Annotated in this window: 11 protein-coding genes; 9 read left to right on the forward strand and 2 right to left on the reverse strand. The window is 55.7% G+C overall.

Annotated elements, in window-relative coordinates; genetic code table 11:
- Positions 1–94: 94 nt before the first annotated feature.
- The 3 genes from AC1EKG_RS03595 to AC1EKG_RS03605 are packed head-to-tail and all read left to right on the forward strand — an operon-like array spanning position 95 to position 4,619.
- Positions 95–331 carry a WhiB family transcriptional regulator gene (locus AC1EKG_RS03595; protein ID WP_176744646.1) on the forward strand — a complete coding sequence of 79 codons (237 nt, stop codon included), beginning with the start codon at positions 95–97 and terminating at the stop codon, positions 329–331.
- Entirely contained in the window at positions 328–3,387 is a 3,060-nt protein-coding gene (locus tag AC1EKG_RS03600) for a glycosyltransferase family 2 protein (RefSeq protein WP_239181395.1), read from the forward strand. Before AC1EKG_RS03595 ends, AC1EKG_RS03600 begins: the two co-directional genes overlap by 4 nt.
- Positions 3,369–4,619 (forward strand): DUF5719 family protein, encoded by a 1,251-nt coding sequence (locus AC1EKG_RS03605; RefSeq protein ID WP_048707237.1) that lies wholly within the window; start codon positions 3,369–3,371, stop codon positions 4,617–4,619. The genes AC1EKG_RS03600 and AC1EKG_RS03605 overlap by 19 nt, the downstream gene beginning before the upstream one ends.
- Here AC1EKG_RS03605 and AC1EKG_RS03610 read toward each other — a convergent pair.
- Together AC1EKG_RS03610 and AC1EKG_RS03615 are read right to left on the reverse strand one after the other, a co-directional pair.
- Positions 4,606–5,025, reverse strand: coding sequence for a metallopeptidase family protein (locus tag AC1EKG_RS03610; protein ID WP_082149283.1), 420 nt, complete (start codon positions 5,023–5,025; stop codon positions 4,606–4,608). The two genes, AC1EKG_RS03605 and AC1EKG_RS03610, sit on opposite strands and share 14 nt — an antisense overlap.
- Positions 5,026–5,045: 20 nt before the next feature.
- Positions 5,046–6,230, reverse strand: coding sequence for a hypothetical protein (locus tag AC1EKG_RS03615; RefSeq protein ID WP_146002934.1), 1,185 nt, complete (start codon positions 6,228–6,230; stop codon positions 5,046–5,048).
- Positions 6,231–6,711: 481 nt separating this feature from the next.
- On the opposite strand from AC1EKG_RS03615, the gene AC1EKG_RS03620 reads away from it, so the two are divergent.
- Genes AC1EKG_RS03620 through AC1EKG_RS03645 form a run of 6 tightly spaced genes read left to right on the forward strand, consistent with a single transcriptional unit; the run spans position 6,712 to position 12,370 of the window.
- Positions 6,712–7,128, forward strand: coding sequence for a DUF3499 domain-containing protein (locus AC1EKG_RS03620; RefSeq protein WP_048707241.1), 417 nt, complete (start codon positions 6,712–6,714; stop codon positions 7,126–7,128).
- A gap of 12 nt (positions 7,129–7,140) precedes the next feature.
- Entirely contained in the window at positions 7,141–7,308 is a 168-nt protein-coding gene (locus AC1EKG_RS03625) for a Trm112 family protein (RefSeq protein WP_146002935.1), read from the forward strand.
- Complete coding sequence (locus AC1EKG_RS03630) at positions 7,305–8,213, forward strand: cation diffusion facilitator family transporter (RefSeq protein WP_048707242.1); 909 nt, start codon at positions 7,305–7,307, stop codon at positions 8,211–8,213. Before AC1EKG_RS03625 ends, AC1EKG_RS03630 begins: the two co-directional genes overlap by 4 nt.
- Before the next feature lie 53 nt (positions 8,214–8,266).
- Positions 8,267–8,950 carry an MtrAB system response regulator MtrA gene (gene mtrA, locus AC1EKG_RS03635; protein ID WP_102202070.1) on the forward strand — a complete coding sequence of 228 codons (684 nt, stop codon included), beginning with the start codon at positions 8,267–8,269 and terminating at the stop codon, positions 8,948–8,950.
- Positions 8,947–10,728, forward strand: a complete 1,782-nt coding sequence (mtrB, locus tag AC1EKG_RS03640) for an MtrAB system histidine kinase MtrB (RefSeq protein WP_102202072.1) — start codon at positions 8,947–8,949, stop codon at positions 10,726–10,728. The genes mtrA and mtrB overlap by 4 nt, the downstream gene beginning before the upstream one ends.
- Positions 10,715–12,370: an LpqB family beta-propeller domain-containing protein gene (locus AC1EKG_RS03645; protein WP_481067747.1), complete on the forward strand. Its 1,656-nt coding sequence runs from the start codon at positions 10,715–10,717 to the stop codon at positions 12,368–12,370. The genes mtrB and AC1EKG_RS03645 overlap by 14 nt, the downstream gene beginning before the upstream one ends.
- Positions 12,371–12,444 lie beyond the last annotated feature (74 nt).

Here is a 12,444-nt window from a genome sequence, read left to right on the forward strand (position 1 = left end):
TAGATTCGCAACAACGAGGGGGAGCGCTGTGTGGAACATACTTGGCGAAGGTGACCTTGACCTAACCCAAGCCTTCGGTTCCGAGTATGCCGACATGGACGTACTTGAAGGGCCACTTGCTTGGCAAGAACGCGCCCTCTGTGCCCAGACCGACCCGGAGGCATTTTTCCCGGAAAAAGGTGGCTCCACCCGCGAGGCAAAAAACGTTTGTGCGGCATGCGAAGTTCGCCAAGAATGCCTAGAGTACGCTCTTGAAAACGATGAGCGCTTTGGGATCTGGGGCGGCCTGTCTGAACGTGAGCGGCGGCGTCTACGTCGCAAAGCGGTTTGAACCGCGAACTTTCCTCCGCCCGCGCCTTCAAGCCCGTGCGGGCTTTGGTTGTCACTCCCGGAGACAGCCAGTACCTCGACGCCACTCTAGAAGCTATTCTTTCCTCTACTGTTCGCCCCGACAGGGTTAGCGTGGTAGATACCAGTGCTGATTTTCTTTTGGCGGAAGTGAAATCTGACTGGTTGGACGTCATTTCTGTCCCAGGAGCTACCTCACTGGGGCAAGTAATAGCCCAGATTAATAGTATTGAGGAACCTCTTCTGTGGCTGCTACACGACGATTCGTCTCCCGCTCCAAACTGTTTGGAACTACTTGCTTTAGAGATGGAAAAAGGGCGGACCATCGCAGCATGCGGTCCGTCGCAACTTGATTTTGAAGGGGTAAAACTCCTGAGCGCAGGCATAGAGGCCACGCGTACAGGATGGCGGATGCCCCTAAATGACGACATCGACCAGGGCCAGTATGACGACCGTTCGGATGTATTAGCTCTTGGCACTGCGGGACTGCTCCTGGATTGGCAGAAAGTTCGCGCAGCCGGGGGACTAGACCCATCATCCGGTAGGTACGGTGAAGGACTTGAACTTGGCCGGAGACTACACCTGGCAGGGCACAGAGTCGTACTAGTAGCAAAAGCACGAGTGAGGCACGCTCAGGAATCGTTCCGTGGAGAGCGGGCCAACCCGGCAGAGCTACGCCGTTCGCGCTACTACAACGCGGCCTTGGCAGTGTACTGGTTTGCCGTGCCGTTCATCGCCCTGTGGGCGTTGGGGAGCGGGATTACTCGGTGGCTCGGCCACACGGTCCGCGGCCAGCGAGCACAGGCGAGGGCGCAGCTTCACGCAGCCATCGCTTTTCTGACCCGTCCCGGGGAAGTAGTAGCAGGACGCAGTCGCATTCGCCGAGCCAAAATAATGGCAAGAGCAAGGCTTGCCCCGTTGGAGCTGACCAGAGCTGAGGTGCGAGCCGAACGGAAGATTGCCAAGAAGATCGAACTTGATGCGGCCCGACCCGCGCCTTTAGAACCGGTCGCTGCTGCGGCGGTAGTAGCAAGACGAGGACGCGAGAAAGCCGCATTAGCAGCATCTTTAGTGGTGGCTGGCATTCTGAACCTTTTCCTCACCCGCGGTGTTTGGGCACACCCGTACGGCGGTGCCTGGCTGGACCTTCCCTCTAGATGGCGCGACCTGGCCGAAGCAGCCTTCTCTAATTGGATCCCGTCGGGGCTAGGGGAAGTCGGCATGGCAGACCCGATTCTAGCGATTCTCTGCATGTTTACAGCACCCTTCGCTGCAGTGGGAATATCTCCATCTAAAGCGATGGCGTTCCTTTTCGCATTCTTGCCACTAATCTCCTTTGCCACAGCCTGGGCCGGTACGGGGGCCGTGACCCGCGCTCCGTGGGCTAGAACCGTCGGAGCTTTCGGATGGATGTGTGCTCCCTTCTTCCTAATCGGAATGCACCAGGGCCGTTTTGCGCCCTCCCTGGCCCACGCCCTCTTCCCACTTATTGTGTGGGCTGTCGCGGGCTTGGTCAGAGCCCACGCCCCGCACCTAGCCTTTGGGGTGAATGGAAAAGAGGTTGCCGGTGAACTTGGGCGTCCTCACACGCGAGCCTTTGTCGGCATCCTAGCGCTGCTGGTGGTCGGCGCCGCCTCCCCGATCCTCGGATTGAGCGGAGCCCTGGTATACCTGGTCGCTGGTATTTATCTGCTTCTAACCCACCGGCCTGGCGGGCTCATCGGGGTGCTGGCAGGCGTTCCCATGCTAGTTGCAATATCGCCCTCGCTTGCGGATGCCCTAGGAAAGGGACACCTACCAACCGCGCTTCTTTCAACTGCTGGCATGCCGGTGCAGACCCCGAATGTTCCTACCTGGGCGTTACTTGCAGGAGTACCCCTAGCCGCCAAAGAGCTACTGGCCCTACTGGGGGCGGCACTGGCTGTTCTGGCAGTAATCGCCCTCGCTCTTCCGGAACGCGTAGTTTCTGCCCGCATCTCCTGGCTCTGCTTGCTGGCAGGGGCGGCAATCGCGGTCCTGTCTGCCTCTGTTCCGGCAGGCGTAGACGAAAACTACAACATGGTTGCTACTTGGCCCGGCCCTGGGCTGACACTGGCCTGGGTAGGACTAGTCGGAGCGGCAATTGCCACTCTGGACTATCTGCGCAGACCCTGGAGGAAAAAGCCGATCCTGGTGCTAGGAGTAGCTCTGTCGCTGGTGCTTCTAATTGGCGGGTTGGGCAGTGGTACTTACTTCGCAATTTCACCCACCCCAGGTAGCTTCCAGGCAGCGCCAAACCGACAGGTACCCGCAACCCAACAAGGAGTGCAAGATTCCGGCACGCGCTCCAAGGTCGCTACCCTGCGTCCTACAAGCGACGCAATAGAAGTGTCCCTGCTGCGCACAAATACCGCCTCATTGACCGGGCGGAACGTGCTCTCTAGCCCGCAGACGCCGGGTGAGGGAGCCGCGGCGAAACTGCGTTCCGCAGTAGCAAACCTAGCCTCTAACTCGGGGACTGATGTTGCTAACGAACTAGCGGATCTGGGGGTAGGCGAAGTCATAATCCCGCGCTCCGTACTAGGAAGCGACGAGGTAGCTTCGCCCTCTACTGAACAAGCGCTCGCCCGGAATCTCGCCGAAAAAATCGACGCTGCGAAGGGAATAACCCGGATAGGCTCTAACGACCTAGGAATACTGTGGCGTGTGCGCCCTCAAAGCGCCCGCCTAAAGGTTGGCGACCAGGTAGTACCCTCCGGGTATCTGAGCGCTCGGGCAAAAATCGGCGCAAGTCCGTCCGTACGTACCCTAAAACTTGCGGAGCGGGCAGACTCCGGCTGGAAGGCCTCACTCGGCGGCAAGGCCTTAGAGGCAACTAATGCGGCAGGACTGCAGAGCTTTGAAGTGCCAGCTAATCTGGGTGGCACCCTTCGGCTGAGTATCAATCCGCTCTGGATCTGGCCGTGGCGGCTAGCCTACGGGGCGCTCGTGCTAGGAACCCTGGCAGCTGCGATCTGGCCCGAACGGAAGGAGGTCGTAACGTGGAAGCTAGGAAAATAATTGCGCCCCTCTCGGCCCTCGCACTTATCGGTGGACTTGGCGGCATTATTGCCTATGGGACTCATCCGCTTGGGACTAAGGCCGTTGCGCACTCTTACGTCACGCCTCAACGAGGCCCGACATTTACCGCATGCGCTCCGACAGGCGGAAAAGGAAAGGCAGTCATTGCCGGCATCACCCAACAAGGCACGCCTGCACGCGTGCTTGTTAACGGCAAGGAAGTAGAGGCCGAGGCTCCCGCCGGGGCGATACTGCAGGCGCCGCCCTCAAACGGGAAAGCTGCCGTGGCTGTGGGACTTCAGAGCAACACCCCAAAGGCCTTTTCCACCTGCGAAAGTCCGCGTACTTCAATGTGGTTACTTGGAGGAGCCACCACCACCGGGACAGATTCCACCTTGCTACTGGCTAATCCCAGCGAGGAAGATTCTACCGTTACGATCGAAGCATTCTCGAAGACTGGGCCTGTCGATTTGGTGAGCTCGCGTGTGAGTCTGCCAGCAGGCCAGACGGTAACGGTTCCCTTAGCAGGACTAGCCCCTGAAGAAGAACGCGTGAGCCTACACCTGACTGCGACTGGTGCGGGAGTAAGCGCCTGGCTACAACAGTCGATGACTAAAGGGCTAAACGACCTAGGCGCAGAAGTAACAGAGGCCGCCGAAGGCCCCGACATGACCAACTTGATTCCTGGGGTAGGCTTTGCCGATGCCCAGTTGCAGATTACTAACCCCGCAAATAAGGCCATCCACGCTCAGGTGTACAAGGCCGAGGGCGATGAACGAATACCCGTTCCCGGCGGGAAAGTTACGGTAGAACCCGGAGCCGTCGCCGAGATCTCCTTAGCTGGTCTTGGACAGGGACGCGGTACAGTGCAGGTGCTATCCGATAAGCCAGTTCTGGCTGCAGTCCGCGAACGACAGGATAAAGACTTCACGTGGACGACTGCAAGGGCTGCGGCAAAGGACGGGATTTTGATCGTCCCCAAGGGAGCCCAGATCTATGCCAGTGCAAATGCCGATGGCGTAGTGGAATTCCGCGGCGCGGGGCAAACCCCGAAGAAGCTAAAGGTGCCCGCCCTAAAGAGTGCTTCAGTTGCGCTGCCTGAAGGCACATGGCAATGGAAGTCCGACGGGCCGGTTGCGATCACAGCAGTGGTAAGCAAGTCCGCAATCTCCACTTTTACCAGTTCAAGATCAGCCCGCGAACTCACAGCAATAGGCGTTAAAATCCGTTAGGGTCAAACCCCGGATCTACATCAGTGGGGGCAATTCCCAGTGCCGAGGCGATCTGGTCTACTAGCGCCAGCCGGATAATTTTTGCCAGGTCGCGGCGGTTGCTCGCCCTCATAGAAAGTGGAATACGGTAGAGCACCACCCTAGGCTTCAGCCCTGACCCAGCGCGCCCGGTAAACGTTCGTGCTAAGACCGGCGCCTGTCGTTCCCAGGGGGCAGGATCAGACGGAGGCACATCCTCGACGGCGAATTCCCAATCTGCCACACTAGGGAATCCCTTTCTGATGGATCTGGCATTAGCGATCACAAGCATGTCAAAGAACTGGGACCGAGTGAGCGAACCGGGCAAGGTGGGTGGCATTAATACGCCGCGTCTTCCTCTACCGTGTCGATCTCTGCAGATGCTCATACGTAGACTCTAGTTCCGATTTACCTAGCTAGCGAGGCATGTCCGCCGGGAGTTTTTGTCTTCAGGCTCAACCCGCCCATCAATACTGCAACTGCGAGCGCGGTTGTGGCGATCGAAAAATAACTGTAGCGGTAATCCGAGACGGGAACTATCGGAATTTGACTTACCAGCCAGAACAAAGATGCTGCAGGGGGCCAGAATGCAAATGAATGATGTTCTTCTGAGAGCTGGCCTTTTCGTCTTTGTAGGAAGCAAATAGTCGCTAGATTGATCAGAAGATAGGTAGCGGGGCAGAACAGGAATGGGGCCCACCTGGAACTTACAGAATCTGTGTAGCTTGATGTTGAGGTAAATGCGGCGGAAAACCTTGGAGAGAAATGTTCTTTGATCTTTCCTAGATTGGCAGGCCAGGTATCGAAAATAAAATGGGAGAACACTTCCATTCTGTAGCCAACATATTTAAACGGGTGCTGTGGAATGACCGCGAACCAGGCCTTCATAAACTCTGGGTGGAAGCGGTGGATGCTAGAGAAAACTGTGGTTCCATCTTTAATGGTTATCCGTTTGCCATCTGCGCAGGAATACCACATCAGGTTCTGTTTATGCCCTTCGGCCGAGCAGCGAGTGATGGCAGAGGACAAGAATTTCTTGAAATCGCCAGATAGCGGCAAATCCATCACCTCCGTAGGGGAGGAAGTATTTATGAGGTCATCCAAAAATAGCTGGTCGATCTGATGAGTCTTTGTCGGCTGTGCAGCGATCTTCACAGTGGCATTCAAGCCTGCGGTGGCAACAATCAGAGCTAGGCAGGCACAGCCGATGGCTATAACGGTTCTGCTACGAAAGAGTCTTTTGGTCTTGCCCTGACCTGACTGCAGATGTGGAAGCAAGGCGCGGATCTTCGTCCCGGCTAGCGGAAGCAAGAAAACTACTGCAAAGAAGCCGTTCGCGCGTAACAAGATGGCCGCGGCTGCGAACACAAAGAACAAGGCTAAAGACCAGCACTGGCCGCGTTTTTTGCCGCCTACCCAAAGGCTTGCAATTGCCGCAAGAAGGCAAAATGTTAGGAACTGGTCCTTCCATAACCTTCCCGACTGGATAAGGAGAGGGGCGTAAAGGGGGAGGAGGGTAATCAGGCAGGCCCAGAGCAAATCGAGTTTTCCCCTTCGATATCCCGACAAGGCAAAAACCAGGAGTGAGCCCACAAAGAGGGTTATTTCGAAGATGAATAGGCACGACGGTTTGGAAGTTAGCCACATTCCCCATTTCCATACGAGTGCCATAAGGGGCGGGTGCCAATCGTTGAAAGGAATTTGACCGGAGGCCTGCGCAAACTGCTCTTCAAGATCAGGTCCGTATAGGACGCCTGGGTAGAAACTGAGGAGCATGACTAAATACGAGATGGCGGCGCTAGCGCAAATAGTTAGTAACTTGGACGGCCTCAACTGTCTCAATTTCGTTTCCCTTGGATAATAGTTAAGCAATTAGTTTCTTGGAACACTCATGCATGCTAAAAGCTGTGGCAGAGGCATTTCTTCTGAAACGACAAATTAGTGTAACTGCATATTATTCTATTTGTGTCTTTGTGGGGTAGATGAATCAGCTGTTCACTCAGATCTATGGGGAGTTGGTGTTGCCCGGCCCTGCCAACCGGGGAACGCGCCCTCCGGCGGGTAGTCTGCACATGTGAGACCTATTCGCACCTGTTTTAAGACCACTTGTTCGCGCCCGGCTGTGGCAACTTTGACTTTTGACTACGACGAATCGACCGCTGTGTTGGGCCCTTTATCCACCGAGGCGGAACCGCAGGCGTATGATCTCTGCGCGGACCACGCAAATCGATTGACTGTTCCCAATGGCTGGGAAGTAATCAGGTTGGAAACAAAATTCGAAGAGCGGGACCCAACCGATGACGATCTGATGGCTCTCGCGAATGAAGTGCGCAAGGCTAGCGAGCCCAAGTCACAGCCGATAGCCAAACCGGAGCCAAAGAGTGAACTTGACGCGTCAGTTTCGCGTCATCCGGCAGCGAGGACGCAGGTAGGAAGAAAACGGGGGTATTTACGCGTAATATCGGGACAAGAAACTTCCCCCCAACAGTAAAAGGAGTTAGGTATGCGCGACTGGGTGAAAGATATTCTCGTGTCACCTTCCAGCGGTAACAAGCTTGAAGAGCAGGACGGATACTTGGTAGACGTCACCTCCGGTGAGGCATACCCAATTCGTGACGAAGTCCCTCTTTTACTGACAAGTGAACAGAATAATGTTGGCGGTCGCCAGTGAGTAACAAGGGCGGAACGAAGGCAATCTTTGCTGCCGCTGCGGCAAATGTTTCAATTGCGATCGCAAAGATAGCGGCGTGGCTACTGACCGGGTCTTCAGCAATGCTCGCCGAGGGAATCCACTCCTTTGCGGATACCGGTAACCAGGGCTTGCTACTGGTGGGTTCCAAGAGGGCGCAAAAGGAGCCTGATTCGCAACATAACTTTGGTTATGCTCGCGCCCGTTACCTGTATGCATTCATCGTCTCTATTGTGCTGTTCTTGGCAGGTGGGTGTTTCGCCCTCTACGAGGCCTACCACAAGTTTGTCGATCCACAGCCGATTACCTCATGGCATTGGGTGCCCGTAGTCGTACTGCTGATTTCAATCATTGCCGAGGCCACTTCGCTTAGGACCGCCCTGAAGGAGGCGGGTAAAGCTAGAGGGAATCAGAGTATCTTTGGCTACATTCGCTCTGCTAGAGCACCTGAAATTCCAGTAGTGATGTTGGAAGACATTGCTGCACTTACCGGTCTGGTGTTCGCGTTGTGTGGGGTGGGAGCAACCTTAGCTACCGGCAATGGCAGATGGGATGCTCTAGGATCTGGCGCCATTGGTATCCTGCTGATAGTGGTAGCAGCGTTCCTTTCCTCTGAGACGGCTTCATTGCTATTAGGAGAGTCGGTTACCCCAAACGTCGCCAGACGGCTGCGGGAAGGGTTTAGGGAAGCTGATCTGCACATCATCCATTTGCAGACTCTGCATTTGGGGCCTGAGCAAGTGCTGGTGGCTGCCAAGATTGCTGTGGCGGCGAATTCTTCTGGCAAGCAGATAGCGGACCACATCAACGAGGCTGAAGCTGCCATCCGCGGCTCATTGCCGGAACTAGATCTGACAATATTCATTGAGCCCGATCTTTCGAAGTAAAACTGGAATCTTTCAAAGTAAGATAAAGAGGCGAACAACAGAGAAGGAGCCTTATGAGCGCGCGTATTTTGGTTGTAGACGACGACGAGGCATTGGCCGAGATGATCGGCATTGTAGTAGGTGCCGAGGGCTTCGAGGCGACCTTCTGCGCAGACGGCGATAAGGCCCTAGAAGCATTCGAACGCGATCAGCCTGACCTTGTACTTCTAGACGTGATGCTACCGGGATTGAGTGGCATCGAGATCTGCAGGCGGATTCGCTCAATTTCTGGCGTACCGATCGTAATGCTCACTGCAAAAACCGACACCACTGACGTGGTGCGGGGACTGGAAGCCGGGGCTGACGACTACATTCCGAAGCCCTTCAAGCCGAAAGAATTGGTGGCGCGGGTGCGCGCTCGCCTGCGTCATGTAGATAATTCCGAGACGGAACGGGTCCGAATTGGCGATCTCGAGATCGACGTTGCTGGCCACGAAGTGACCAGGAATGGCAAGGATCTGGGACTGACCCCGCTCGAGTTTGATCTGCTGGTTACCCTTGCCCGGAAGCCGTGGAAAGTATTCACCAGGGAAGAGCTGCTCGAAGAGGTATGGGGCTACCGCCATGCTTCCGACACTCGTTTGGTGAACGTGCATATCCAGCGGCTTCGGTCGAAGATCGAGGCTGATCCAGAACATCCCGTCATCGTTCTTACTGTGCGTGGAGTTGGCTACCGCGCTGGTGGCGACAAAGCGTGAGTCTTGCTGGACGTATCCTCTCTTTACGCCCAGTAAAGTGGTTTCAGGATCGATACCTAGTTAAAGCAATTCGCCAGAACCTAGGTGTGTTTATCACCGTGGTGCTGGTTGCCTCTACAGCGGTGATGATGCTGTTGCTTTCGGTTTTCGTCTCCTCGCACATTCGTGACGGCTTGTTTCAATCGCGACTGGATCAGATTATTTCTGACGCGTCCGTGCGTCGTGCTGCCGTGCAGACGGTGCTCGACCAGTCCAATGTAACGGATGGCGGTGAGCTGCAGGACGTGGCTTACCAGCTTATGCAGGATCAACGTGAAGGCGCGGCTGGTGCCGGTGCGGTTGGGGTCATGTTGCTGCGCAGTCCACAAGAAGCCTCCAGCGTAAGAATCAACGAGGTAGTAGATACCTCCCTGCAAGGAGTACTGACTCCGCAGATGCGCACCGAGGTAGCGGCGGATTCAACTGCTCAGTGGCAATCGGTGAAGCTGGACGTGGGCGGAAAAGAAGTCCCCGGCATAGTTGTAGGCCAGTCGGTGCAGTTGCCTATGGCAGGTGCTCACGAGTTTTACATCGTCTATTCGCTCGCGCCTGAACAGGGAACCATCGACATGATCATCCAGGTGCTAGCGGTAGGAACGCTGATCATTTTGATCTTGCTGACGGTCACCATTATTGGTGTCTCCTACCAGCTAATTACGCCTGTGCGAAGGGCCGCGGCGGCTGCTTCCAGATTTGGCGAGGGCGACTTGTCTGCCCGTCTGGAGGTAGAAGGCGACAACGAGCTATCGATCCTGGCTTCTAACTTCAATAAGATGGCTCATTCGCTGCAGGAACAGATTGCAAATTACGAGACACTAGCAGATCTACAACGCCGTTTCGTCTCGGACGTTTCCCATGAACTTCGTACGCCGCTGACCACTATCCGAATGGCGGCTGAAGTTTTGCACGATTCCAAAGAGGACATGGGACCGGTGGAATCGCGTTCGGCGGTGATTCTCTACGAACAGGTAGAGCGCTTTGAACGGATGCTCTCTGATCTACTTGAAATAAGCCGGATTGATGCCAACACTGCGCTTTCCACACGTGAAGACATAGATATTAGCCAGATTGCGGCCAGGGTGATTTCTGATTCTGAGGCTTTGGCGCAGGCTAACGGGGTGGAAACTATTTTCGAGACTGCCGGTCCAGCGATCGCAGCTATTGACTCGATCCGCATAGAAAGGATCATTCGGAACCTGTACACAAATGCTTTGGAACACGCCGAAGCCCGTCCTGTGAAGGTTTCGGTAGCGTGTTCGAAGACTGCTGTGGCGGTGCGCGTTCGCGATTGGGGCGTCGGAATGACCGACCAAGTTGCTGCGCATGTGTTCGATCGTTTCTATCGTGCCGACCCCGCCCGAGCCCGCACCACCGGAGGAACCGGCTTGGGGTTGGCAATTGCGGCAGAAGATGCCCATATCCACAACGGTTTACTTACGGTGATTGGGTGCCCACAGGCAGGATCAGCGTTCATGCTGGTGGTTCCTGTGAAGGCAGATGTGCCCATTTCCGAGCTGCCGCTGCAAATATCCGATCCGGAATTGGACAGGGCCCGCGCCGAGTGGTCTAGGACCCACCCCGAGGACATCACTCTGGGTTCGGTTGCTGCCGATAATGGAGAGCAGACAGTGGAGCTTCTATCTGCCGATGGGACGCCTTCTATGTACGAGGCAGATCCGGAAAATGTCAGCGAGGGCGACTATCCAGAGGAGCAGGAGGAACGTCGTGAAGATTCGTAAACTAGCTTTGCTAGGCGCAGCCGTCTCCCTCCTTTGCTCTTGCGCGTCGTTACCTACCTCGGGGCCGGTCACTCCGGCCAAACCCGAGCAGGGGGTACAAGATCCATTGGCGCAGCTGGCAGCTCCACCCACAAAAGGGGCCAGTCCTCAGCGACTTACTGAGGATTTCTTGCGTGCTGCGGCTGCCGGTACTTATGACGATTTTGCTACCGCGCGCGAATACCTGACCAAGGAAGCAGCCCGGATTTGGGATCCCAAGCGCGAAATTACGGTTACTCAGGATTCTATTCGGATTACCTATGACCAGGACGGACAAGTGTCTAAGCTCAGCGGTATCCGCAGAATGCGCGTTGATCAGAACGGCATTGGTGATTCCTCCCAGATAGGCACGCGGGCAGGCGCTGAAATAACTTTCGGCAAGGTAGGTGGGCAGTGGCGCATCACCTCTTTGCCACAGGGGATCATGATCCCCCTGGATTCTTTTAACACTGCCTATACGAAGCGAAACCTGTACTTTGTTTCTACTGACGCGAAAGTGTACGTAGCCGACCCCAGGTGGCTGCCGAAGCAAGGCATGTCCACTAACCTGATCAAGCTGTTGCTGAAGGGCCCCTCGGGTGCCATTAGCCCAGCCGTGCGAACTTTTATTCCCGCAAACACTAAATTAGATGACACTGTAAAAACGGACGGATCACAGCTGTCCGTGAAGCTATCTGGGAGGGTACGTACCCTTTCCTCTAAAGACCTAGGATGGGCTCGCGGCCAGATCGAACGGACATTGTCTGGGCTGACCAGTTCTTCCACGCTAAACGTGATTTCTGGAGGTTCCGCCTTGCCCGCAGGAACCCAGCCAGAAGAACAGAAATACGACGCGGATTATCTCTTGGGTATTCGCTCTGGGGTCGTAGTAAGCGACCTGAATTCCCATTCTCGGCAGCTAGTATCCGCGCAGAAAACTCAGAGCTACCAGTTGACAGATCCGGCTATTTCCCCCGTAAGTAGCTCGCCACTGGTAGCCAATGCAGAAGATTCCGGATTGGTACTCTTTGGCCAATCGACTCCGATAGTCGCCTACCCCGGGAAGGCATTGCGCCCTCCGGCAGTGGATAGACGAGGATGGATTTGGACAGGCGATTCTTCCTCGGCGACGGTAGTGGTCATGAATGAAGCTGGCCAGCTCAAGGATGTGTCGGCAAAATGGCTGTCCGGTAGGGCAGTAACTCGCCTGGTCCTTACGCTGGATGGGGCGCGGGCGATGCTTCTGGTATCCGAGAAGAACGGTACTGAGGAGGCCTACGTGTGTGTGGTCCACCGCGACGAGCACGGGAGCCCGGTGGCATTGGTGAACCCCACGCAGGTTGCCACCTCTATCCAGAAGATTCGCGATGTCGGGTGGGTGGATTCGACAACGGTTGCGGTATTAGCGAAGGCGGATGGGCAATCCGCCCCCGATATTGAGACAGAAGAGATCGGATCGACCTCGACCAACTTGGTTGGCCCGGTGGGGGCAACACGGGTGCTGCGGGGCGGCCCTTCGCAGTCGGTGCGTGTAGCTGACTCAAACGGTCGGCTATTCATAAAGTCTGGAGCCGGGTGGAAGTCTGTAGAGACAAAGGCTACCTCGCTAAATTATCCCGGGTAAGCGTGCACAGGAGTCAACCCACAACCTAGGTTTTTTGCGGGTGATTCGTTTTCGGATCCTCGAAACAATTACTG

Source organism: Winkia sp. C0117E2 (assembly GCF_056590455.1).

What these genes read in the sequence shown, in the direction of transcription:
- AC1EKG_RS03610 (WP_082149283.1), bottom strand. Translation starts at nt 5,025, where the DNA reads ATGAGCATCTGCAGAGATCGACACGGTAGAGGAAGACGCGGCGTATTA.
- mtrA (WP_102202070.1), top strand. Translation starts at nt 8,267, where the DNA reads ATGAGCGCGCGTATTTTGGTTGTAGACGACGACGAGGCATTGGCCGAG.
- AC1EKG_RS03595 (WP_176744646.1), top strand. Translation starts at nt 95, where the DNA reads ATGGACGTACTTGAAGGGCCACTTGCTTGGCAAGAACGCGCCCTCTGT.
- AC1EKG_RS03625 (WP_146002935.1), top strand. Translation starts at nt 7,141, where the DNA reads ATGCGCGACTGGGTGAAAGATATTCTCGTGTCACCTTCCAGCGGTAAC.